Origin of the sequence: Kitasatospora sp. NPDC049285 (genome assembly GCF_040678815.1) — a bacterium.
Taxonomy (GTDB): Bacteria; Actinomycetota; Actinomycetes; order Streptomycetales; family Streptomycetaceae; genus Kitasatospora.
Genome location: NZ_JBFAQR010000009.1, coordinates 41,545 through 64,000 on the forward strand (window position 1 = coordinate 41,545; position 22,456 = coordinate 64,000).

Consider the following 22,456-nt stretch of genomic DNA (forward strand, 5'->3'; position numbering starts at 1 on the left):
CACCCCACGCCCCCTCCCTAGGAGAGCCGTGCAGTCTGCCGTCACCGTGTCGCCGTCCCAGGTGCCCGAGCTGCTGCTAGGCCTCGCCACCGTGCGGCCGGTGTTCCTGTGGGGCGCGCCGGGCATCGGCAAGTCCTCGCTGGTCAACCAGTTCGCCGAGTCGCTCGGCCTGGAGTGCGTCTCGCTGCTCGGCACCCAGCTCGCCCCCGAGGACCTGATCGGCGTCCCGCAGATCACCCCCGAGGGCCGGTCCCGGTTCTGCCCGCCCGAGTCGATCGCCCGCGACCAGCCGTACTGCCTGTTCCTGGACGAGCTCAACGCGGCCACGCCCGACGTGCAGAAGGCCTTCTACTCGCTGATCCTCGACCGCCGGATCGGGAACTACGAGCTGCCGCCAGGCAGCATCGTGATCGGCGCCGGCAACCGGGCCACCGACGGCGCGCTCGCCCGCCCGATGCCGTCCGCGCTGCTCAACCGCCTGGTCCACGTCCACCTGCGGGCCAGCGCCACCGACTGGCTCGGCTGGGCCGCCGCGCACGGCATCCACTCCTGGGTGGTCGACCACCTCACCGACCGGCCCGACCACCTGTGGTCCGCCCCGCCGAAGACCGAGGAGCCGTTCTCCACCCCGCGCGCCTGGCACATGCTGTCCGACGCGCTGCACTCCTTCGGCCCGACGCTGGACGAGACCACCCTCAAGGTGATCGCCCACGGACTGCTCACCCCCGCGCACGCGGTGGCCTTCTGCGGGTACGTCAAGATCGTCCGCAACGCGTACGGGCTGGAGGCGATCCTCAAGGGCGACGCCTCCTGGCCGCGCCGCGTCGAGGACCGCGACCTGCTCTACTACCTCGCCGACTCCTTCCGCGGCCGGCTGGTCCGCGAACTGCCCGCGAAGAAGGAGCACGCCTCGCCGACGGTCCGTCAGACCGCCTACCGCGCCAAGTCGCTGCTGGTGCAGCTCGCCGAGATCTCCGTCGAGGTCGCGCAGACCGTGATCGCCGACGGCCCGGACGGCAACCCCGTGCTGCCCGGCTGGTTCCTGATCGAGGCCGCCCGGGACATGCCCCGCCTGGTCGAGGCCCGCCGGTGAGCACCCGCCGGCCCGCCGCCGACCAGCCCGACACCGACCCGGCCAAGGTCGCGTTCTCCGCCGGGATGGCCAAGGTCAAGGCCAACCCGGCGCTCGCCGCCGTCCCGTTCACCGTCTGCGGCGCCGACGAGGACCGCTGCCCGCACCACCCGCCCACCGGCTGGGCGGTGATCAGCTCCAACGGCGCCCTGCACCACAACCGCCGCCGCCGCGCCGAACCCGAGGAATGGGCCTGGGCCCTCGCCCACGCCCTGCTCCACCTAGGCTTCGGCCACCTCCCCGCCGACCGCGGCCCGCGGATCCAACCCGACCGGTACGACCTCGCCGCCCGCTGCGTGGTCGTCAACCGGTTCCTGACCGGCTTCAGCGTCGGCCGGGCCCCCGACGACCGGCCCGCCGCCTACCCCGGCGGCGACGAGGACCAGCTCGCCGCCCGCTGGCGCCGCGACGGCCTGCCCGCCGAGTACGAGGCCTGCGGGATCGCCGGCGACCGCCCCGACCAGCACCTCGCCACCTGGACCGGGTGGAACGCCGCTCCCGAGGACTGGACCCTCGCCTTCGCCCACGCCCTCACCCGCACCGTCTCCGCGGCGATGGACCTGGCCGCCGGCCGCCGCGAGGAACTCACCGGCCCCCGCCTCCCGCAGCGCCCCTGGGAACGCGCCCTCGGCTGGTTCGTCTCCAGCTACCCCCTGCTCGGCGGCATCGCCGCCGGACTCACCCTGGTCGCCGACGCCGAACTCGCCCGCGCCCACGGCATCGCCATCGCCGCCGTCAACGCCGAGGCCGGCGAGATCTACCTCAACCCGCTGCGCCACCACACCGACGAGGAATGGCGGTTCATCCTCGCCCACGAGATGCTGCACGCCGCCCTGCGCCACGGCGACCGCACCGGCGGCCGCGACCCGTACCTCTTCAACGTCGCCGCCGACTACGTCATCAACGGCTGGCTACTGGAGATGGGCGTCGGCGAGATGCCCGAAGGGCTCCTGCACGACCCCGAACTGCGCGGCCTGTCCGCGGAGGAGGTCTACGACCGCATCGTCCGCGACCAGCGCCGGCTGCGCCGCCTCGCCACCCTGCGCGGCAAGGGCCTCGGCGACGTCCTCGGCGAACCGCTGACCCGGCCCGGCCCCGGCGGGACCTACGTCGACCTGGACGAGTTCTACCGCCGCGGCCTGCAGCAGGGCTTCGACCTCCACCGGCGCGAGCGCGGCCTGCTCCCGGCCGGACTCGTCGAGGAGATCCGCGCCCTCTCCCAGCCCCCGCTGCCCTGGGACGCCCGCCTCGCCCGCTGGTTCGACGAGTTCGTCCCCCGGCCCGAGCCCGTCCGCTCCTACGCACGCCCCGCGCGCCGCCAGTCCGCGACGCCCGACATCCCGCGGGCCGGCCGGTACTTCCCGCCGGAGGCCGTCCCGCGCAGCACCTTCGGCGTGGTCCTCGACACCTCCGGCTCGATGAGCCGCACCCTGCTCGGCAAGGCCCTCGGCGCGATCGCCTCCTACGCCGCCGCCCGCGACGTCCCCGCCGCCCGGGTCGTCTACTGCGACGCCGCCCCCCACGACGCGGGCTACCTCCCCGTCACCGAACTCGCCTCCCGCACCCGGATCCACGGCCGCGGCGGCACCGTCCTCCAACCCGGCATCGACCTCCTCACCCGCGCCCCCGACTTCCCGCCCACCGCCCCCGTCCTGATCATCACCGACACCGACTGCGACCACCTCCGCGTATCCCGCCGCGAACACGCCTACCTGATCCCCCGCGGCGCCACCCTGCCGTTCACCCCGCGCGGGCCGGTCTTCCACCTGTCCTGACGCGCTGCGGACGGGCGGTCCACGCCGCGCGGGCAGTGTCCGCCTCCGCCGTGCGGACGCCGGTCGTCAGCGGTGCGATCTACGCTGGGCAATCAGCCCCTCCATCCCCGCCCGCCCCGCAGCCAGTCCCCGTCCGTCCCGCCCGCCGGAGGCCCCGTTCCATGTACGTCCTGCACGCGGTGTGGCGCGCCGACGGGCGGCTGGGTCTGTGGGCGGAGGACGCGGGGGCGTTCGGGGCGCGGGTGGGGGACGGCGCGCGGCATCCGTTCGCGGTGGCGGCGGGCGAGGTCGCCGGGCTGCTGGGGGCGATCGGGCCCGGCCCGGCCTGGCTGGCGGACCGCGCGGCGGAGCGGTGGATCACGCTGCGCCTGCCGACGATCGGCGGTCGGCCCACGCCCTCGCCCGACCTGCCGGTGGGCAGCACCGCGAAGGGCCTGGCACTGGAGCCGTGGCGCATCCCCGCGCTGCTCCTCGACCTGCCCGAGGCGGCCCAACTGCTCGGCGAGCTCTTCGACCCGCAGTGGCCCGGCACCACCGTCGACCTGCACGGCCGCACTGTCGAACTCGCCTACGGCGCCTCCCTGCGCTGGCTCACCGCCGTCCACGACCTCGCCTGGCGGCTGGCCGGCCGCGGCCGGGTGCTGCCCGCGCTGGTCGAGGAGGCGGACGGGTGGCACGCCCGCTGGCGCCCCGCGCCGGACGCCGCCGCCCGCACCGAGGCCGCAGCCCTCGCCACCGGCTGCCCCCCGATCGCCCGCGCCGAACCCGCCGCCGTCGAGCCCACCGGCAGCACGCTGCTGACCACCGTCCTGGACGCGCTCACCGACCACGAGGTCCGCCTCGGACTTGCTACTGACGAATCGTCAGAAACCTTCCTTGTGAAGGAAGGTGAGGAGTCCCTGTCGGGTGAGCCGCCCGCCGCACCCGCCGACTGGCTCGCCGCCCTGCACAGCGCCGACGGCCGGCTCCCCGCCGCGCCCGACCCCGTCCAGGCGTCGCGCCTCGCCGCCTGGAAGGCCGGACCCGAGCAGCCGGACGCCGTCCGGCTGGCCTTCCGGCTGTCCGAACCGCTCGGCTCGGCGGCCGCCGACGCCGACGCCACCGTGCCTGACGAGAACTGGCGGCTGGACGTGCTGCTCCGCCCCGCCGACCAGCCGTCACTGCTCCTCCCCGCCGCCGAACTGTGGTCCGACGGACCGGCGTTCACCGCGCTCGGCCGGGCCCTCGCCGACCCCGTCGAGTCCTACCTGGCCGAACTCGACCGCGCGGCCAGGATCGCCCCGGACCTGCGCGCCGCCCTGCACCGCACCCGGCCCACCGGCCTGACCCTCGACCGCGAAGGAGCCCTCGCCTTCCTCCGCGACACCGCCCCCGCGCTCGCCGCGGCCGGCTTCGGCGTCCTGCTCCCCGCCTGGTGGCACCGCCGCCCCCGCCTCGGCCTCGCCCTCACCGCCCACTCCGGACCCGCCCCCGGCACGGTCAAACGCGCCGCGCAGGCGGACCGCGACGCCGTCCTGGACTTCCGCTGGCAGCTGGCCCTCGGCGAACAGCCGCTCACCCGACAGGAGTTGGACGAGCTCGCGGCCGCCCAGCAGGGCCTGGTCCGGCTGCGCGGCCAGTGGATCGAGGTGGACCGCGCCCAACTCGCCGCCGCCCTGCGCTTCCTCGCCACCCGCCGCGACGACCCGCAGGTCGACGGGGCCGCCCTACTGCGCCTGGCCCTCGACGACGACGCGGTGGTGGACGGCCTCCCGGTCACCGTCGTGCACGCCGACGGCCCGCTCGGCGACCTGCTGGCCGGACGCCTCGGCAGCCGCCCCGACGCCCGCCGCACCCCGCCGCCGCCCGGCTTCACCGGCACCCTCCGCCCGTACCAGGAACGGGGGTTGGCCTGGCTGGACGCCCTCGGGCGGCTCGGCCTCGGCGCGGTGCTGGCCGACGACATGGGCCTCGGCAAGACCGTCCAGACCCTCGCCCTGCTCGCCCTCGAACACTCCCGCGGCACCCGGCCCGGCCCCGTCCTGCTGGTCTGCCCGACCTCGCTGGTCGGCAACTGGCAGCGCGAAGCCGCCCGGTTCGCCCCGCAGTTGCGCGTCCACCTGCACCACGGCCCGGAGCGCACCGACCCCGACCCCGCCGCCGACCTGGTGATCACCACCTACGGGGTGCTGCAACGCGACACCGCCGCGCTGCGTCGGATCCACTGGCGACGCGTGATCGCCGACGAGGCCCAGCACATCAAGAACCGCGCCGCCCGGCAGTCCCGGGCGATCCGCTCGCTGCGCTCCGGTCCGCGGATCGCGCTCACCGGCACCCCGGTGGAGAACCGCCTCGCCGAGCTGCACGCGGTGCTGGACTTCGCCAACCCGGGCCTGTTCGGCAGCGCCGAGTCCTTCAAGGAGCGGTACGCCGTCCCGGTCGAGCAGTCCGGCAACCGGGAGGTCGCCGCCCGGCTGCAGCGGCTGACCGGGCCGTTCCTGCTCCGCCGAGTGAAGAGCGACCCCGAGATCGGCCAACAGCTGCCCGCCAAGCAGGAGTTCACCGTCCGCTGCAACCTGACCGCCGAACAGGCCGGCCTCTACCAGGCGGTCGTCGCGGACCTGCTGCAGCGGCTGAACGGCGTGCGCGGGGTGGAGCGCAAGGGCGCGGTGCTGGCCGCCCTCGGCCGGCTCAAGCAGGTCTGCAACCACCCCGCCCAACTGCTGCACGACGGTTCGCCGTTGGGCGGACGCTCGGGCAAGGTCGAGCGCCTGGTCGCGCTGCTGCGGGAGGCCCTCGCCGAGGGCGACCGGGTGCTGGTGTTCACCCAGTACGCCGAGTTCGGGGCGCTGCTCCAGTCGCACCTGCGCCGCCGGCTCGGCCGACCCGTGCTCTACCTGCACGGCGGCCTGACCGCCGGGCGCCGCCAGGAGCTCGTCGACCGCTTCCAATCCCCGGACGGGCCAGGGGTGTTCCTGCTCTCGCTGAAGGCCGGCGGCACCGGGCTCAACCTCACCGCCGCCAACCAGGTGATCCACCTCGACCGCTGGTGGAACCCCGCCGTCGAGGACCAGGCCACCGACCGCGCCCACCGGATCGGCCAGCACCGCGAGGTCCAGGTCCGTCGACTGGTGTGCGTCGGCACCGTCGAGGAACGGATCGCCGAACTCATCGCCGCCAAGCGGGAGTTGGCGGACGCCGTGATCGGGCCCGGCGAGCAGTGGCTGACCGAGTTGCCGGCCGAGCAGCTGCGCGAGCTGCTGACGCTGTCCGCCGACGCGGTGGGGGAGTGAGGATCGTGGAACCCGTGCCGCCTGCGAAGCCCGTGCCGCCCGCCACCCGACCGCCCGCCGCCCGCCAGCCAGCCACCCGACCGCCCGCCGACCGGCCGCTCGACCGGTGCCTGGACGACTTCTGGCAGGGCGAGTTCACCCTCCGCCCGGTCGACGCGCCCGCCGAACGCCCGGCCCCCGCCCCCGACGGCCTCGGCCCGGTCGGCCTCACCGTCCGCGACCGCGACCTCGCCGAGCTGCTGGCCCGCGACTACCGCCGCCTCGCCGAACGCGACTGACGGACCGTCAGAGTGGGGCGAGGTCGGGTCAGGTCAGGTCAGGAACTCGTCCACCAGTTGGGTGAACTCCTCCGGCCGATCCACCCATGGCCGGTGCCCCGCGCCGTCCATGACCTCCAGCCGGGCGTGCGGGTGGCAGTGCGCCACCAGCAGGGACGGCGCCGTGCCGATCATCCCGTCCAGCCGCCCCGCCAGCACCAGCACCGGCATCGTGACCGGCACCGGCGCGCCCGCCCCCGCGTAGAACGCCTCCCGCATCCACGGCGCGGCCGGCACCAGCTCCGGATCGAACGCCGCGGCCCGCGCCCGCTCGTCCCACCGGCCCCAGAAGAGCGGGGTCATCCGCCGCAGCAGCTCCGCCGCGTCCCCGTCGCCCGCCGCCAAGCGGGCCGCCGCCGCGGCTGCCTCCGGGTACCACGGCTGGTCCGCCCGGGACGCCCGGATCGCCGCCAGCTCCGCCTCGTCCGGCTCCCGCGCCGCCCGTCCGACCGGCGTCACCAGCACCAACCTCCGTACCCGCGACGGGAATTCGGCCGCGTACCGCTGCGCCGTCAACGCCCCCGCCGAATGCCCCAGCAGGTCGAAGGACTCCCACCCGAGCCGCTCCCGCACCGCCTCGACGTCCTTCACCTGCGCGCCGAACGAACAACTCGCCCGCTCCACCGGCGTCCCCGACCGCCCGCACCCGCGCGGGTCCATCCGCACCACCCGCCGCCGCGCCGTCAGCCCGCCGAGCTCCCCCAGGTACCGCGCATCCATCCCCGGCCCGCCCGGCAAGGCCAACAGCGGCCGCCCCGAGCCGAGTTCCTCGACGTGCAGCGCCGTCCCGTCATACCCGTCCACGATCGACATGCACGCATGCTGCCACGCCCACCACCCGCGCGCCGCCGAGTTTCACCCGGCGGCGACCAGCCCCGCCGCCGCGAACGCCGCCCGCAGCCCGGCCACCCCGCGGTACCAGTGCCCGGACATCCCGACCGCCTCCGCGGCCGTGACGTTCTTCTCCCCGTCGTCGACGAACAGACAGTGCTCCACCGCCACCCCGGCCCGCTCCGCCGCGATCCGGTACACCGCCGGATCCGGCTTGGCCACCCCGACCCGGGCCGTGTTGACCACCGCGTCCACCGCCCGGTCCAACCCCGACGCGAGCAGATCCCGCTCCAGCCGCGTCGTCCCGTTGCTCAGCAGCACCACCGTGGCCCGCCGTCGCGCCTCACCCAGCAGCGCCAGTACCTGCTCATCCACCTCCGACGCCTGCCGCCCCCACGCGGCCACCACTTCCCGCGCCACGGCCGCCGACCCGCACACCGCCGTCAGATCTCCCGCCACCGCCTGCCGCCACTGCTCGTCCGTCACCATCCCGGTGATCGCCGGTCCCAACCGCTCCGGCCGGAACGCCGCCCCCGCCACCGTCCCGGGCGCCAGCCCGTACGCCAGATCCACCGACTCCAGCGGCTCCCAGATCCGCAGCACCCCGTCCAGGTCGCACAGCACGGCCTCGACCTGCGGTACCACCCCGGCCGTGGTCATGACGGGCGCTCCTCCTGGTCGGGGGCGGGGGCGGGCTTCGCGTAGAGCACCTCGCGGGCCTGTTCGGCGGCGCGGGCGAGGGTCTCGGAGACGAAGCCCAGGTAGCGGGCGATGTTCTCCAGCCGGGCCCCGGCGGGGGTGTCGGGGCCGAGGACCGCGACGCCCTGGCGGGCGGCGTCCACGACCTGGGCGTTGGCGCGGACGCTGGCCAGGGTGGCCTGGTACCAGACGTCGTCGTCGGCGATGTAGCGCTCCCGACGCCGCTCGTCGCGCTCACGCCGGATCAGGCCCTGCCCCTCCAGGAAGGCGACCGACTTGGAGATCGTCGCGGGGCTGACCTGCAGGCGCTGGACCAGCTCCGACGCGGTGAGGCTGCCCTCGTCGGTGGTGTAGAGCGCGACCAGCACCCGAGCCCCGATCTTCGACAGGCCCGACTGCATCATCACGTCGGTGAAGCTCTCCTCGTACGCCCGGATCGCCTCCGGATCCCGCCCGGGCGCGGTCGGCACGGGCGCCTGCCCACCCCGCGCGGCCGGCCGCCGCTGCTGCGTCCGCCGCTCGGTGGCCCGGTGGGCCAGGTCGGCGCGGTACGAGGTCGGACCGCCGTTCCGCATCACCTCACGGGTCACCGTCGAGGTCGGTCGTTCGAGCCGCCGGGCGATCTCCGCGTACGCGTGCCCGTCAGCCAGCCCCAGCGCAATCTGCTGACGTTCCTGCAGAGTGAGCCTGCCTCCCGGCATCGTGATCTCCCTTCACGCGTCCTAGCGGCCGCCGGGCAGCCTAGCGCCCGCGTCGGAGGCGAACGGTGGTCGCCCGACCCGCGCGGTTGCAGGCGTTAGCGGGCTGCTTGCAATTGCAAGCGCGAGGATGCAGACTGCGGACATGGCGTCACTGAATGTGGGCTCGCTGGGCGAGTACATCCGGGAGCAGCGGCGGAGCGCGCAGTACTCGCTGCGGCAGTTGGCCGACGCGGCCGGGGTGTCGAACCCGTACCTGAGCCAGATCGAGCGCGGGCTGCGCAAGCCGAGCGCGGAGATCCTTCAGCAGATCGCCAAGGCGTTGCGGATCTCGGCGGAGACGCTGTACGTGCAGGCCGGGATCCTGGAGGAGCGGGAGGACTCCGGCCCCGGGCTGCGGGCCGCGATCCTCGCCGATCAGCTGATCAACGAGCGGCAGAAGCAGGCGCTGCTGGCGGTGTACGAGGCTTTCCTGAAGGAGAACCAGGAACCGCCGGCCGCCGGGGCGAAGGCCGCAGACACCACCGACCACGCGTGACCCGACCGCGCGTGGGCACCAAGACCGGAGGACCCGACATGCCGATCACCGACGAGCTGAAGAAGACCCTCACCGACCCGACCCCGCTGTACGCGCTGGCCGGCGCGGGCGACCTGGCGTACGAGAAGCTGCGCGAGGTCCCCGGTCAGCTGGAGGCGCTGGCGGCGGACCGCAAGGGCACCCAGGACAAGGCCGCCGCCGCGCTGCAGGACGCCGGGACCAAGCTGGCCGGCGCGCAGGCGAAGGTGACCGAGGCGGTCAACGCGCTGCCCACCGACGTGAAGGAACTGCAGGCGAAGGCGCAGGAGTTCGCGATGCAGCAGGTCGGCCGGGCGCTGGAGTTCGCGGTGAAGGCCAAGGAGGTCTACGACGACCTGGCCGTCCGCGGCCGCACCGTGGTGGACGCCGCCGCCGCCCGCCCGCAGGGCGCGGCCCCGGCTGCTCCGGTCGCCGAGGACGAGGTCGAGATCGTGGTCGCCGAGGTCGTCGTGGACGAGGAGTCGGCCGACCAGGCCGAGAAGCCCGCCGCCAAGAAGACCACCCGCGCCCGGAAGACCACCGCCAAGGGCGAGTGAGCCGGCGGAACGCACCAGGCGTGAAGCCCGTTGATTCGGGCAGTGGTCGTGCCACGATGGATGTGAGAGCGAGGAGAACGCGGTGCAGATTCTGACCTTCGACGTGCTGAACCCGTTCTGGTGGCTGGCCACGGCGATCATCGGCTTCAAGGCGTTCGCCTTCGTCGACGCCGCCACCCGCCGCGAGGACGCGTACCGGGCGGCGGACAAGAAGACCAAGCCGTTCTGGCTGGTGGTCCTCGGTCTCGCGCTGGGCCTGGACCTGCTGTTCGGCGCCAACCCGGTCACCGGCTTCCTGACCCTGATCGGCCTGGTCGCCGCGATCGTCTACGTGGTCGACGTCCGCCCCGCGATCAAGCAGCTCACCGACGGCCGGGGCCGTGGCGGCCGTAGCAACACCGGCCCGTACGGGCCCTGGTGACGGACGGTCGGATCGGCGCGAACGACGAGGGCGGCCTCCCGGTGCATCCGGGAGGCCGCCCTCGTGGTGTCCGACGACCCGTCAGCCCATGATCACCGGAGCCGGGTTGCGCTCCAGCAGCAGCACCGCGACGTCGTCGGCGAGCGCGCCGCCGTTCAGCTCCTCGACCTCGGCGATGGCGCTGTCCACCAGCCGGCCGCGGGTCAGGCCCGCGGCCTGGTGATCGGCGATCAGGTCGATCAGGCCGTCCTGGCCGAGCCGGGGCGAACCCGCGCCGACCCGGCCCTCGACCAGGCCGTCGGTGTACAGCATCAGCCGCCAGCCCGGGTCGAGCCGGAGCTTCCGGGCGGGCCAGGCGGAGTGCGTGGCGTCGCACGGCAGCAGGCCGAGTGCCGGTCCGGCCTGCTCGGTGGGGAGCAGCACGGGGCGGCCCTCCGGTCCGAGCAGCAGCGGCGCTGGGTGCCCGGCCAGGTACAGCTCGGCGGACTCGGCGCCCGGATCGCCCTCCTCGCCGGGGGCGGCCAGCACCACCATGCACAGCGTCGCGAAGATCTCGTCGCTGCGGCGCTCGTGCTCCAGCACGTGCTGCAGGGTGGTGAGCAGTTCCTCGCCGTCGAGGCCGGCGAAGACCAGGGTCCGCCACGCTATCCGCAGCGCGACGCCGAGCGCGGCCTCGTCGGGGCCGTGGCCGCAGACGTCGCCGATCACCACGTGCACCCGGCCGTCGTCGGTGCGCACCGCGTCGTAGAAGTCGCCGCCGAGCAGGGCGCGGCGGCGGCCCGGGCGGTAGCGGCGGGTGAAGGACAGGCCGGCGCCGTCGAGCAGCGGGGTGGGCAGCAGGTGGCGCTGGAGGCGGGCGTTCTCCTGGCCGCGGATCTCGGCCTCGACCAGGCGGCGCTGCGACTCGTCGGCCCGCTTGCGCTCGACCGCGTACCGCAGGGCGCGGGCCAGCAACGGGCCGCCGGTCTCCTGGCGGACCAGGAAGTCCTGGGCGCCGGCGGCGACCGCGGCGGCGCCGAGTTCGGCCCCGGCGGCGTCCGTGAGCACCACCACGGCGGTGTGCGGGGCGCGCTGGTGGAGTTCCCGCAGGCCATCCAACCCGTCGCTGTCGGGCGGGAGTTCACCGGGAGTGCCGAGGTCGAGCAGCACGCACTGGAAGTCCCGGTGCTGCGGTCCGCGCCGGCCGGTGCCGGGCAGCGGGGGCAGCAACGCGACCGCCTGCCCGACGTCGCGGACCCGGTGCAGCTCGGCGTGGGCGCCGCTCTCCGCGGCGAGCGACTCGAACAGCTCGTCGTCCGGACCGCCGCCCTCGATCACCAGCACCCGGAAGGGGGCCGGACGGGACGGTTCGGCGGCGCTCGGCGGGACGCTCGGCGCGGGCGTGGTGCGCGGATGCGGTATCGGCGCGCTGCCGACGGCGGCGACCCGGCCGGCGGCCTTCGCGGCCGGGCGGCCGTCCTGGCGTCTGCTTCGCTCGGCGGCCCCGGCGCTTCCGGTCGCGTCGGGTGCCCGCCCGTCTCCCGTAGCGGGCATCGGTCGGTCCTTCCTTTCCCCGACAGGCCAACGGCCGGTGTCCGTCCGCGGTGCCCGCCTGGCACCGAGCATCGGGGAGCTTCCCGCGACCATAACGTGATCTCCGAGGATTTCTTCGACTGAGCGGCGCCGATGTGGTTATTGCCACGCACTTGGTGGCGGCTTTGAGTACCTTTTGCGCCACCGCCGACCGGGCGTCGACCGGTCGCTGACCAGTCGTCGGACGAGGAGGAGCAGCGGTGACACAGATCACGCTGGTGCAGGGTGACATCACGGAGCAACAGGTGGACGTGGTGGTGAACGCCGCCAACAGTTCGCTGCTGGGAGGCGGCGGGGTGGACGGGGCGATCCACCGCCGGGGCGGGCCGGAGATCCTCGCCGAGTGCCGCGCCCTGCGGGCGTCGCGCTACGGCAAGGGCCTGCCGACCGGTCGGGCCGTGGCGACCACGGCCGGCCGGCTGCCGGCCCGCTGGGTGGTGCACACGGTGGGGCCGGTCCACCTGGCGGAGGACTACCAGCAGCGGTCGGAGCTGCTGGCCTCGTGCTATCGGGAGTCCCTTCGGGTGGCGGTGGAGTTGGGAGCGCGGACGGTGGCGTTCCCCGCGATCTCGGCCGGAATCTTCGGCTGGCCGCTGGACGATGCCGCTCGGATCGCCCTGACGACCGTGGTCGAGGCGGACCCCGACCTCGAGGAGGTGCGGTTCGTGCTGTTCGGTGCGGAGGCGTACGAGGCGTTCGAACGGGCGTGGCGCGGGATCGCGGAGCAGCGGGGCTGACGGACGCTCAGCTGGGGCGTGCGCCCGCTCGTGCGAACGTTCCCATGGTGGCGCGGCGGGGCGTCAACACGCCAGAGGAATTCGATAACTCGTTCGAGTGAACTATCGAACGGGTGCACGAACATGCGCGTGAGCAGCACTGTTGACGGAGGGTCAGGGGGCGTACGGCGCGTCCTCAGCGCGGGGCCAGCGCACTCCACTCCACGGTCAGCTCGCCCTGCCGCCAGCGCCCCCGGGCGTCCCGCAGCGGCCAGTCGCGGGCCAGCGCGGCGCAGGCCGCCGCCCAGCGCTGCCGGGCGCCGAACGCCTGGAGCGGCGCGGCGGCCGCCCAGGCCCGGTCGAAGTCGGTGAGGAAGGCGTGCACCGGTCGGCCCGGCACGTTGTGGTGGATCAGCGCCTTCGGCAGCCGCTCGGCCAGGTCGGACGGCTGCCCGAGGCTGCCGAGCCGGGCCGCGAAGGTCACCGTCCGCGGGCCCTCCGGCCCGAGCGCCACCCAGACGTGCCGGCGGCCGACCTCGTCACAGGTGCCCTCCACCAGCAGCCCGTCCGGGGACAGCCGCCCGCACAGCCGCTGCCACACCTCGGCGACCTGCTCCTCGTCGTACTGCCGCAGCACGTTCGCCGCCCGGATCAGCTGGGCCCGCGCCCCGCCCAGCGGCACCTCGAAGCCGCCGCGCCGGAAGTCCAGCAGCGGCGGCGCGGCGTACGGCAGCGCGGCGGACACCCGGGCCGGGTCGATCTCGATGCCGACCACCCGAATGTCGGCGCGCACCGCGCGCAGCCGGGCGGACAGCTCCACCGCCGTCCACGGCGCCGCGCCGTAGCCCAGGTCGACCGCGACCGGCGGGGCGTCGGCGGCGCGCAGCGGACGGCTCAGGGTGTGCGCGATCCAGCGGTCCATCCGGCGCAGCCGGTTGGTGTTGGTGGTGCCCCGGGTGATCGTCCCGACCGGGCGGGAGGAACGCGCCCGGGCAGCGGGGGAGTCGGTGGGGGCCATGGCAGACAAGGGTACGCAGCCGGGCCGCTCACCCCAGCGCCGCCGCCTTGCGCAGCAGCACGGCCCGTTCGGGCGCGTTGCGGCACAGCCGGGCGGCGTCCTCCAGCTCGGCCCGCGCCGCGACGGTCCGGCCGAGCCGCAGCAGCAGCTCGCCGCGCACGCTCGGCAGCAGGTACGACCCCGCCAGCCGCCCGCCGGCGGCCAGCCGGTCGACCATCGCCAGCGCCTGCAACGGCTCGCCCGCCATCGCGACGGCCACCGCCCGGTTGAGCTCGACGACGGGGGACGGGGCCACCCGGCCGAGCGCCTCGTAGAGCAGCACGACGCGTTCCCAGTCGGTCTCCGCCACCGACGGCGCGGTCGCGTGACAGGCGGCGATCGCGGCCTGCAGGCCGTACGGCCCGAGGCCCCGGCGGGCGGCCGTGGCCCGGCCGAGCGCGGCCAGGCCGCGCCGGATCGCCGAGCGGTCCCACCGGCGCCGGTCCTGGTCCTCCAGCAGCACCGCCTCCCCGTCGGGCCCGGTCCGCGCCGGGAAGCGGGCGGCGTTCAGTTCGAACAGTGCGAGCAGACCGTGCGCCTCCGGCTCGCCGGGCAGCAGCGCGGTCAGCGTCCGGGCCAGCCGGATCGCCTCGTACGCCAGGTCGGAGCGCAGCAGCCGGTCGCCGGCCGTGGCCGTCGAGCCCTCCGTGAAGATCACGTACAGCACGCTCAGGACGCCGCCGAGCCGGGCCGGCCGCTCCTCGGCCGGCGGCAGCGCGAACGGCACCTGCGCGGCGGCGATGGTCTTCTTCGCCCGGGTGATCCGGGCCTGCACGGTCGGCACCGGGATCAGGAAGGCCCGGGCGATCTCCTCGGTGGACAGGCCGCCCACCACCCGCAGCGTGAGCGCCACCCGGGCCTCGGGGGACAGCACCGGGTGGCAGGCGGTGAACATCAGCGCGAGGACGTCGTCGTCGACCCGGTCGGGGTCCCACGGCAGCTCCTGCGGCCCGCCGGTCCCGGGCGCCGCGCCCGCGCTGAACCCGCCCTCGGCCAGCTGGCCGGCCAGCGCGGCGTACCGCTCGTCCAGCGCCGACCTGCGGCGGAAGGCGTCGATCGCCCGCCGCCGGGCGGTCGCCAGCAGCCAGCCCACCGGGTTGGCCGGGGCGCCCTCGCGCGACCAGGTGACCAGCGCCTCCGCGAGCGCCTCCTGGGCGACGTCCTCGGCCAGCGCGAAGTCCCCGGTGTAGCGGGCCAGCGCGCCGACGATCCGCGCCGACTCGATCCGCCAGACCGCCTCGACGGCCCGCCGCGCCGCCTCGGCGACCGGCGGGCCGTCGTCGGCCGCCCCGGGTGTCAGAGCTGACCCGTCCGCTCGCGCCACGCCCGCTCCTTGACGATCCACTCGTTGTCCTGCGGGAACTCGTCGATCCCGGGCACCCGGCGCACCTCGCACTTCGAGCCGGTCATCGCCGGGATCCGCTTGGCCCACTCGACCGCTTCCTCCCGCGACGCCACGTCGATCAGGTAGAAGCCGCCGAACAGCTCCTTGGTCTCACCGTAGGGGCCGTCGGTGACCACCGGGGTCTCTCCGCTGAAGTCCACCACCACGCCCTGCGACGGATCGTCCAGCCCCTCGGCGGCGACCAGCACGCCGGCCCGGATCAGCTCCTCGTTGAAACGGCCCATGGTCTCGAGCATCTCCTCGAAGGGCGTCTCCATCATCTTCGCCATGGACTCGTCCGTGCCCCGCATGATCAGCATGTACTTCGACATCTCCGGCCTCCTCGTTCGGGGGTCGCCGCTCGACCCGTTCCATCCCTAGGTCGAACGGCGCAGCCGCGGATCGACACGACGGACGGACATCGCCCATTTTTCTTCGGACCGCCGCCCTTCCGCCGGATCTTCGCCGGACCGCCGCCCGGCGCGCCGAGCCTCCCGCCGGGCCGGCCCGGTGCGCGTGGGCCGTTCGTGATCTCACCGGTCGAGACGGGAATAGGGGACGGCCGGACTCCCGTTGGCACACTTGTCGCACACCGCCCGCAGCGCGCAGCCGCGGGCGGCGGCATGTGAGCAGCGAACACGCGGGGATGACCAGAGGAGGCTTCAGCCAGGTGACCCAACACCTCGTCGGCACGGCCCATCCGGGGCGACTCGTGGCCCCGCCGTTCCTCGGCCCGCTGGACTCGCTGGTCCCCGGCCGCGGCCGCCGCCCCCGCCGGATCGCGATGCTCAGCGTGCACACCTCGCCGCTGCACCAGCCCGGCACGGGCGACGCGGGCGGGATGAACGTCTACATCGTCGAGCTGGCCAAGCGGCTCGCCGAGATCGACATCGAGGTCGAGGTCTTCACCCGCGCGATCAGCTCCGAGGACGCCCCGGTGGTCGAACTGGCCCCCGGCGTCCTGGTCCGGCACGTCACCGCCGGCCCGTACGAGGGGCTGCTCAAGGAGGACCTGCCCGCCCAGCTGTGCGCCTTCACCCACGGCGTGCTGCGCACCGAGGCCGGGCACCGCCCCGGCTACTACGACCTGGTGCACTCGCACTACTGGCTGTCCGGGCAGGTCGGCTGGCTGGCCGCGGAGCGCTGGGGCGTGCCGCTGGTGCACACCATGCACACCATGGCGAAGGTGAAGAACGCCGCGCTCGCCGAGGGCGACACGCCCGAGCCCGCGGCGCGGGTGATCGGCGAGACCCAGGTGGTCGGCGCCGCGGACCGGCTGATCGCCAACACCGCGGAGGAGGCCGCCGAGCTGGCCCGCCACTACGAGGCCCGGCCGGAGCAGCTCGCGGTGGTCCACCCCGGCGTCAACCTCGAGGTCTTCCGCCCCGGCGACCGGCGCGCCGCCCGGGCCCGGCTCGGCCTGCCGCAGGACGCCGCGGTGCTGCTGTTCGCCGGCCGAATACAGCCGCTGAAGGCCCCCGACGTGCTGCTCAAGGCGGTCGCCCGGCTGCTGGAGCGCCACCCCCGGCTGCGCGAGCGGCTGGTCGTGCCGGTGGTCGGCGGCCCCTCCGGCAGCGGCATGGCCCGCCCGGAGAGCCTGCACAAGCTCGCCGCGCAGCTCGGCATCTGCGACGTGGTCCGCTTCCACCCGCCGGTCGGCCAGGCCCAGCTCGCCGACTGGTACCGCGCGGCCACCGCCCTGGTGATGCCCTCGCACAGCGAGTCCTTCGGCCTGGTCGCGCTGGAGGCGCAGGCCTGCGGCACCCCGGTGGTCGCCGCCGCGGTCGGCGGCCTCCCGGTCGCCGTGCACGACGGCCGCACCGGCACCCTGGTCCCCGGCCACGACCCGGACGCCTGGGCGCAGGCCCTGCTGCCGTACGTCACCGACTCGGCGCTGGTCGCCGCCCGCGGCACCGCCGCCGCCCGGCACGCCCGCGCCTTCGGCTGGCACGCCGCGGCGGACACCACCGCCGAGGTCTACACCGGCGCGCTGGCCGACGCCCGCCTGCAGGTCGCCTGACACCGCGAGGCCGCACCGCCGGGTCGCCGCGCCGGGGCTGACACCACGTCACCCCCGCGGCGGCGCGGCGTCGGTCGGGTGACCGAGCCGACACCCCTGCCGGGTCGCCCGGCGGCTAGCGTGGTGCCCATGGCCGCCAAGGACGACGCACTGACCCTCCTCCGCACCGCGCTCGACGAGGCCGGCGTGGCCTGGGAGCCCGCCGCCGCCGACCCGTACACGCTGGTCGCCACGCTGCCCGGCACCCGCAAGCTCTCCACCGCCTGCGCGCTGCGGATCGGCGACCACACCCTCTCGGTGAACGCCTTCGTGATCCGCCGCCCGGACGAGAACCAGGAGGGCGTCTACCGCTGGCTGCTGGAGCGCAACACCCGGCTGTACGGGGTGGCGTACGCGATCGACCGGCTCGGGGACGTCTACCTGGTCGGCCGGCTGCCGCTGGAGGCGGTGAGCGCCGACACCGTCGACCGGCTGCTCGGCACCGTGCTGGAGAACGCCGACGAACCGTTCAACACCCTGCTGGAGCTCGGCTTCGCGAGCGCGATCCGCCGCGAGTGGGAGTGGCGCACCAAGCGCGGCGAGTCCACCCGCAACCTCACCGCCTTCGCCCACCTGGCCAGCGAGGGCGCACAGCCGGACGGGAACCTGCCGCCCGCCGGGTGACCCCGGTATCCTCCCGGTCGGGGAGGGAACCGATGACCATTGAATCGGCCGCCGCCGAGCGGCAGTTGGCCTGGCTGGAAACCGAGCTCGACGCCGAACTGGTGGAACGGCGCCGCCGCCGCGACTGGGACCGGGGGCGTGCCCTGACCCTGCAGCTCGCCACCGTCGGCCTCTCCGCGCTGGTGACGGTGCTGCTCGGCCTCAAGGTCGCCGAGCCGGCCGCGCGGGTGCTCGCCGACGTGGCCCTGGTGGTCGGCGCGCTGGTCACCGTGCTCGCCGCCTGGGCGGCGTTCTTCTCCTACCGCAACCTGTGGATCCAGCGCGCCGACACCGTCCACCGCCTCGCCGTCCTGCGCCGCCGCCTCACCCTGCTGCGCGCCGAGACGGGCGGCGCGGCGCCCGACCCCGTACGGGCCGCCGAACTGATCGACGAGTACCACCGGGTCCTGCAGGAGGCCCACGAGTCCTGGGTCCGGCTCCGCCAGACCGAGACCGGCCCCATCGGCTGACGCCGAGTCGGCCGGTCGGCCGGTCGGCCCGTCAGCCGGTCAGCCGACCACCGCGTTGGCCGGGGCCGCCGCGTCCGCGGCCTGCGCGGCCGGCGACTCCTGGCGGACCCGGCCGATCGGGACGTGGGCGACGGCGGCCAGCGTGCCGGCCACCGCGCAGGCGCCCCAGACCGCCCAGCTGCCCGCGTACTGGAGCAGCAGGCCGCCGACCGCCGGGCCGAGGAAGGAGGCCAGCGACCAGGACAGCGAGTAGACGCCCTGGTAGCGGCCGCGGGCCTGGGCCGGGGAGAACTCGGTGACCAGCGCCATCATGGTGGGCGCGTTGACGATCTCGCCGATGGTCCAGATCGCCACCGTGACCGCGTACAGCGCGGCCGAGTCGCCGGCCAGCGCGGTGAGGCCGAAGCCCCAGCCGGTGAGCAGCGCGCTGGCCGCCAGCAGGGCGGTCCGGTTGCGGCCCTCCATCAGCCGGGTGAGCGGCAGCTGGAGCAGCACGATCAGCACGCCGTTCAGGCTGGCCACCAGGCCGAACTGGGTGGTCGAGATGCCGTGCCGTCCCATGTCCACCGCCAGCGTGGTGGAGCCCTGCTGGTACACCAGGGCGAGCAGCAGGTTGACCGCGACGACGGCCAGGAAGGGGCGGTCCCGGAAGACCGTGCCCAGGCCGATGGCGGGGGCTGACGGTTCGTCGGCCGACGTCTGCGCGGCGGGCCGGGTCTCCGGGACCTTCACGAAGACCAGCACCGCGCACAGCAGGGTGGAGAGCGCGTCGAGCAGGAAGAGCAGCAGGTAGCCGTGGACGGCGATCAGCCCGGCCACCGCGGCGGAGGCGCCGAAGCCGATGTTGATCGCCCAGTAGTTGAGCGAGTAGGCGCGGACCCGGTCGGCGGCCGGGACCAGGTCGGCGATCATCGCGGAGACCGCGGGCCGCGAGGCGTTGTTGGCCAGGCCGGTCAGGAACGCCACCGCGGCGATCGCCACCGGACCGTCGGTGAAGCCCAGCACCGCGGTGAACAGCGCCGTGGACAGCTGCGCCGCCAGCAGCGTGGGCCGCCGTCCGAGCCGGTCGGTGAGCACCCCGGCCCCGATCGCGGCGACCGCCGAGCCGAGCCCGAAGAGCGCCGCCACCAGGCCCGCGTACGCCGCCGAGTAGCCGCGCTCGGCGGTCAGGTAGAGCGCCAGGAAGGTGACCACGAAGCCGCCGAGGCGGTTCACCAGCGTGGAGGCCCACAGCCACCAGAACTGGCGCGGGAGTCCGCCGCCGGCTCGGCGGATCTCGGTGACCAGGCGGTGGGCGACGGGCATGGCGGCTCCCCGGAGCGGTAAGCAGTAAAGATCCGGAGCGCACATTACCCACGACGTGGACAGCCCGGCCAGCGGATTTTGCCCTCCACTAAGCTGGCCCCATGGCTGAGACGACCTACCGCTTGATCCTGCTCCGACACGGCGAGAGCCAGTGGAACCAGAAGAACCTCTTCACCGGTTGGGTCGACGTCGACCTCAACGAGAAGGGCGAGAAGGAGGCGGCCCGCGGCGGTGAGCTGCTGCTCGCCGAGGGCCTGCTGCCGGACGTGCTGCACACCTCGCTGCTGCGCCGCGCGATCCGCACCTCGCAGATCGCCCTGGACAAGGCCGACCGCCACTGGATCCCGGTCCAGCGCAGCTGGCGCCTGAACGAGCGTCACTACGGTGCGCTGCAGGGCAAGGACAAGGCCCAGACCCTCGCCGAGTTCGGCGAGGAGCAGTTCCAGCTCTGGCGCCGCTCCTACGACACCCCGCCGCCGGCCCTCGCCGACGACGCCGAGTACTCCCAGGCCGGCGACGCCCGCTACGCCGAGATCCCCTCGGAGCTGCGCCCGCGCACCGAGTGCCTCAAGGACGTCGTCGAGCGGATGCTCCCGTACTGGTACGACGCGATCGTCCCGGACCTCGCCGCCGGCCACACCGTCCTGGTCACCGCCCACGGCAACAGCCTGCGCGCGCTGGTCAAGCACCTGGACGGCATCTCCGACGAGGCGATCGCCGGCCTGAACATCCCGACCGGCATCCCGCTCGTCTACGAGCTCGACGCCGACTTCAAGCCGCTCACCCCCGGTGGCCGCTACCTCGACCCGGAGGCCGCCGCCGCCGCCATCGAGGCGGTCAAGAACCAGGGCAAGAAGTAGGTCCGGGGCGCTCCGCCAGGCGCTCTTCCGAGGCCCTCACCCCCTTCCCGCGCAGCCCCCTGCCCGGCGCAACGGCGCCCCGGCCCAGGGGGCTGTCCCGTTTCCGGAGCGTCTTGCCGTGCGGTGTCAACTCCCTTACGGTCAAAGGTGGTTCAGGAATGGTTCAGACCATTGACGGGGCTCCCCTGGGCTTCTAGCGTGGTGGCACTGTCGGCGCGGGCATGACAATCAGGGGGCTGCCCCCACGCACCCCGGGTGGTTCCCGCCCGCGTTCGCGTACTCCATCCACCCCCACGGAGGGAGCACCATGCGCAAGCGCAACATCCTCGTCGTGGCCGTCGCGGCGGCCGCCGCGTCCCTGGCCACCGCCGTCCCGGCGAGCTCGCACGGCTGGATCACCACGCCCCCCAGCCGGGCCGGGCTCTGTGCCGCGGGCACCGTGAAGAACTGCGGCGACATCCAGTGGGAGCCGCAGAGCGTGGAAGGCCCGAAGGGCTTCCCGTCGTCCGGACCGTCCGACGGCACGCTGTGCGCCGGCGGCAACGCGCGGTTCGCCCAGCTCGACGACCCGCGCGGCGGCGCCTGGCCGGCCAGGCAGGTGACGGCCGGTCAGCAGCTGACCTTCACCTGGAACTTCACCGCGCGGCACGCGACCACGCAGTTCCGGTACTACCTCACCAAGGCCGGCTACAACGCGGCCACCACCAGGCTCACCCGGTCCAACCTGGACCTGACCCCGTTCCTGACCGTGCCGTACGGCGGCCGGCAGGTGCCGGGTTCGCTCAGCCACACCGCCACGCTGCCGTCCGGCCGCACCGGCCACCAGGTGGTGCTGGCGGTCTGGGACATCGCGGACACCGGCAACGCGTTCTACCAGTGCATGGACGTCACCTTCTGAGCCGGCTGACGGCCTGACCGCGGGCACGACCGGCCGCGGGAACGACGACGGCCGGGCACCCGGAGAACGGGTGCCCGGCCGGAGGCCCTGTCAGTGGCCGCCGCAGCAGCCGCCGGTCGCACCGCCGCACTGGCAGGGCGCACCGGACTGGCAGCCGCAGCCGCAGCCGGGGCCGCACCCGCAGCCCGCGGCGAGGATCGGCAGCAGCTTCGCCGGAGCCGGGGCGACCGGGCTCGGCGGGGGAGTGGTGGTGGGAGTTGCCTTCATCGCGCTGGATCCTCCTCGTCCGGGCGGAGCCGGGCGACCCGCCGGGACGCCCGTCCCTTCGAGTGAAGCCCGCAGGTTGACGGTGCGTCAACGGGCGCGCGGAGTCGGGACGCCCACCAACCGTGCGCCCCCCGGCGGATTACTCGGCGGGTTCGGCGATCGCCTTGTAGTCCTCGACGTACTCGCCGGTCACCAGGTAGACGACGCGCTTGGCCACCGAGACGGCGTGGTCGGCGAAGCGCTCGTAGTACCGGCCGACCAGGGTGACGTCCACCGCGGTCTCGATGCCGTGGTGCCAGCGGTCGTCCAGCAGGTGCGAGAAGAGCTCGCGGTGCAGGGCGTCGATCGCGTCGTCGTCCGCCTCCAGCTCCATCGCCCGGTCGACGTCCTTGGTGGCGATCACCAGGCCGGCCTTGGCCACCAGGCGCTGGGCCAGCTGGCCCATCTCCAGCACGGTGGCGTGCAGGTCGGTCGGCACGGCGCACTCGGGGAATCGCAGGCGCGCGACCTTGGCGACGTGCCGGGCGAGGTCGCCGCAGCGCTCCAGGTCGGCGCTCATCCGCAGCGAGGTGACGACGATGCGCAGGTCGGTGGCGACCGGCTGCTGGCGGGCCAGCAGGTCGATCGCCCGGTTCTCCAGCTCGTGGTGGATCGCGTTGACCTTCTCGTCCGCCGCGATCACGCTCTCGGCCAGTTCGAGGTCCGCGTCCAGCAGCGCGGTGGTGGCCCGGCCCATGGCCGAACCGACCAGGCGGGCCATTTCGACCAGGTTGTCGCTGATCGAGTCGAGTTCCTCGTGGTACGCGTCGCGCATGCGCTCTTCTCCTCCAGTACCGGTGTCGGTGGCGGTGCCGACCGGACGCCCGTACCGGTGGACCTGAGGTCACGGCGGCAGGGGCGGCCGCTGCTGGTGGCGCGAATAGTAGCCGCGCCACCGCCCACACGGG

The 22,456-nt window shown here is 74.6% G+C and carries 23 protein-coding genes; 13 read left to right on the forward strand and 10 right to left on the reverse strand.

All coding sequences use genetic code 11. The features are described 5' to 3' along the window. Positions 1-28 precede the first annotated feature (28 nt). From AB0K51_RS09015 to AB0K51_RS09030, 4 genes are all read left to right on the forward strand, one after another. Positions 29-1,093 carry an AAA family ATPase gene (locus tag AB0K51_RS09015; RefSeq protein WP_363452181.1) on the forward strand — a complete coding sequence of 355 codons (1,065 nt, stop codon included), beginning with the start codon at positions 29-31 and terminating at the stop codon, positions 1,091-1,093. Positions 1,094-1,158: 65 nt separating this feature from the next. Further along, positions 1,159-2,907 carry a hypothetical protein gene (locus AB0K51_RS09020; RefSeq protein ID WP_363452434.1) on the forward strand — a complete coding sequence of 583 codons (1,749 nt, stop codon included), beginning with the start codon at positions 1,159-1,161 and terminating at the stop codon, positions 2,905-2,907. Between the two features lie 161 nt (positions 2,908-3,068). After that, complete coding sequence (locus tag AB0K51_RS09025) at positions 3,069-6,179, forward strand: DEAD/DEAH box helicase (protein ID WP_363452183.1); 3,111 nt, start codon at positions 3,069-3,071, stop codon at positions 6,177-6,179. 14 nt (positions 6,180-6,193) lie between these two features. Next, complete coding sequence (locus AB0K51_RS09030; protein ID WP_363452185.1) at positions 6,194-6,457, forward strand: hypothetical protein; 264 nt, start codon at positions 6,194-6,196, stop codon at positions 6,455-6,457. A 33-nt stretch (positions 6,458-6,490) separates the two neighbouring features. Here AB0K51_RS09030 and AB0K51_RS09035 read toward each other — a convergent pair whose 3' ends face one another. The 3 genes from AB0K51_RS09035 to AB0K51_RS09045 are packed head-to-tail and all read right to left on the reverse strand — an operon-like array spanning position 6,491 to position 8,727. Continuing rightward, positions 6,491-7,309: an alpha/beta hydrolase gene (locus AB0K51_RS09035; RefSeq protein ID WP_363452187.1), complete on the reverse strand. Its 819-nt coding sequence runs from the start codon at positions 7,307-7,309 to the stop codon at positions 6,491-6,493. 42 nt (positions 7,310-7,351) lie between these two features. Next, the gene (locus tag AB0K51_RS09040) at positions 7,352-7,987 is read right to left on the reverse strand and encodes an HAD-IA family hydrolase (RefSeq protein WP_363452189.1); all 636 of its coding nucleotides are present in this window, start codon (positions 7,985-7,987) and stop codon (positions 7,352-7,354) included. Next, entirely contained in the window at positions 7,984-8,727 is a 744-nt protein-coding gene (locus AB0K51_RS09045; RefSeq protein WP_363452191.1) for a helix-turn-helix domain-containing protein, read from the reverse strand. Before AB0K51_RS09045 ends, AB0K51_RS09040 begins: the two co-directional genes overlap by 4 nt. A 142-nt stretch (positions 8,728-8,869) precedes the next feature. Here AB0K51_RS09045 and AB0K51_RS09050 point away from each other — a divergent pair, with 142 nt between their 5' ends. The 3 genes from AB0K51_RS09050 (at position 8,870) to AB0K51_RS09060 (ending at position 10,258) form a co-directional block, all read left to right on the forward strand. Then, complete coding sequence (locus AB0K51_RS09050) at positions 8,870-9,262, forward strand: helix-turn-helix transcriptional regulator (RefSeq protein WP_363452193.1); 393 nt, start codon at positions 8,870-8,872, stop codon at positions 9,260-9,262. A gap of 38 nt (positions 9,263-9,300) precedes the next feature. Beyond that, on the forward strand, positions 9,301-9,837 hold the full coding sequence (locus AB0K51_RS09055) for a hypothetical protein (protein ID WP_363452195.1): 537 nt from the start codon (positions 9,301-9,303) through the stop codon (positions 9,835-9,837). 88 nt (positions 9,838-9,925) lie between these two features. After that, positions 9,926-10,258, forward strand: a complete 333-nt coding sequence (locus tag AB0K51_RS09060; protein WP_363452436.1) for a DUF2516 family protein — start codon at positions 9,926-9,928, stop codon at positions 10,256-10,258. Positions 10,259-10,339: 81 nt separating this feature from the next. Here AB0K51_RS09060 and AB0K51_RS09065 read toward each other — a convergent pair whose 3' ends face one another. Beyond that, positions 10,340-11,791, reverse strand: a complete 1,452-nt coding sequence (locus AB0K51_RS09065; protein WP_363452197.1) for a SpoIIE family protein phosphatase — start codon at positions 11,789-11,791, stop codon at positions 10,340-10,342. Positions 11,792-12,030: 239 nt separating this feature from the next. Between AB0K51_RS09065 and AB0K51_RS09070 the strand changes: the two genes are divergently transcribed. Beyond that, the gene (locus tag AB0K51_RS09070; protein ID WP_363452199.1) at positions 12,031-12,567 is read left to right on the forward strand and encodes an O-acetyl-ADP-ribose deacetylase; all 537 of its coding nucleotides are present in this window, start codon (positions 12,031-12,033) and stop codon (positions 12,565-12,567) included. Between the two features lie 175 nt (positions 12,568-12,742). Here the strand turns inward: AB0K51_RS09070 and AB0K51_RS09075 are convergent, their stop codons facing one another. From AB0K51_RS09075 to AB0K51_RS09085, 3 genes are read right to left on the reverse strand one after another with little or no spacing between them, the layout of a single operon-like run. Further along, positions 12,743-13,564: a class I SAM-dependent methyltransferase gene (locus AB0K51_RS09075; protein ID WP_363452201.1), complete on the reverse strand. Its 822-nt coding sequence runs from the start codon at positions 13,562-13,564 to the stop codon at positions 12,743-12,745. A gap of 28 nt (positions 13,565-13,592) precedes the next feature. Then, complete coding sequence (locus AB0K51_RS09080; RefSeq protein ID WP_363452203.1) at positions 13,593-14,927, reverse strand: sigma-70 family RNA polymerase sigma factor; 1,335 nt, start codon at positions 14,925-14,927, stop codon at positions 13,593-13,595. After that, positions 14,900-15,319: a YciI family protein gene (locus tag AB0K51_RS09085; RefSeq protein ID WP_363452205.1), complete on the reverse strand. Its 420-nt coding sequence runs from the start codon at positions 15,317-15,319 to the stop codon at positions 14,900-14,902. Before AB0K51_RS09085 ends, AB0K51_RS09080 begins: the two co-directional genes overlap by 28 nt. A gap of 338 nt (positions 15,320-15,657) precedes the next feature. On the opposite strand from AB0K51_RS09085, the gene mshA reads away from it, so the two are divergent. The 3 genes from mshA (at position 15,658) to AB0K51_RS09100 (ending at position 18,179) form a co-directional block, all read left to right on the forward strand. Continuing rightward, entirely contained in the window at positions 15,658-17,007 is a 1,350-nt protein-coding gene (gene mshA / locus AB0K51_RS09090) for a D-inositol-3-phosphate glycosyltransferase (RefSeq protein ID WP_363452207.1), read from the forward strand. A 129-nt stretch (positions 17,008-17,136) separates the two neighbouring features. Then, on the forward strand, positions 17,137-17,670 hold the full coding sequence (locus AB0K51_RS09095) for a YbjN domain-containing protein (protein WP_363452209.1): 534 nt from the start codon (positions 17,137-17,139) through the stop codon (positions 17,668-17,670). Positions 17,671-17,702: 32 nt separating this feature from the next. After that, positions 17,703-18,179 (forward strand): SLATT domain-containing protein, encoded by a 477-nt coding sequence (locus AB0K51_RS09100; RefSeq protein WP_363452211.1) that lies wholly within the window; start codon positions 17,703-17,705, stop codon positions 18,177-18,179. Positions 18,180-18,218: 39 nt separating this feature from the next. Here the strand turns inward: AB0K51_RS09100 and AB0K51_RS09105 are convergent, their stop codons facing one another. Continuing rightward, the gene (locus tag AB0K51_RS09105) at positions 18,219-19,484 is read right to left on the reverse strand and encodes an MFS transporter (RefSeq protein WP_363452213.1); all 1,266 of its coding nucleotides are present in this window, start codon (positions 19,482-19,484) and stop codon (positions 18,219-18,221) included. A gap of 101 nt (positions 19,485-19,585) precedes the next feature. On the opposite strand from AB0K51_RS09105, the gene AB0K51_RS09110 reads away from it, so the two are divergent. Beyond that, positions 19,586-20,344 (forward strand): phosphoglyceromutase, encoded by a 759-nt coding sequence (locus AB0K51_RS09110; RefSeq protein WP_363452215.1) that lies wholly within the window; start codon positions 19,586-19,588, stop codon positions 20,342-20,344. A 307-nt stretch (positions 20,345-20,651) separates the two neighbouring features. Next, positions 20,652-21,242 (forward strand): lytic polysaccharide monooxygenase, encoded by a 591-nt coding sequence (locus AB0K51_RS09115; RefSeq protein ID WP_363452217.1) that lies wholly within the window; start codon positions 20,652-20,654, stop codon positions 21,240-21,242. A gap of 90 nt (positions 21,243-21,332) precedes the next feature. Here the strand turns inward: AB0K51_RS09115 and AB0K51_RS09120 are convergent, their stop codons facing one another. Then, a complete protein-coding gene (locus AB0K51_RS09120) occupies positions 21,333-21,509 on the reverse strand; it encodes a hypothetical protein (RefSeq protein WP_363452219.1) in 177 nt (58 codons plus the stop codon). A gap of 139 nt (positions 21,510-21,648) precedes the next feature. After that, the gene (phoU, locus tag AB0K51_RS09125; protein WP_363452221.1) at positions 21,649-22,323 is read right to left on the reverse strand and encodes a phosphate signaling complex protein PhoU; all 675 of its coding nucleotides are present in this window, start codon (positions 22,321-22,323) and stop codon (positions 21,649-21,651) included. Positions 22,324-22,456: the final 133 nt, after the last annotated feature.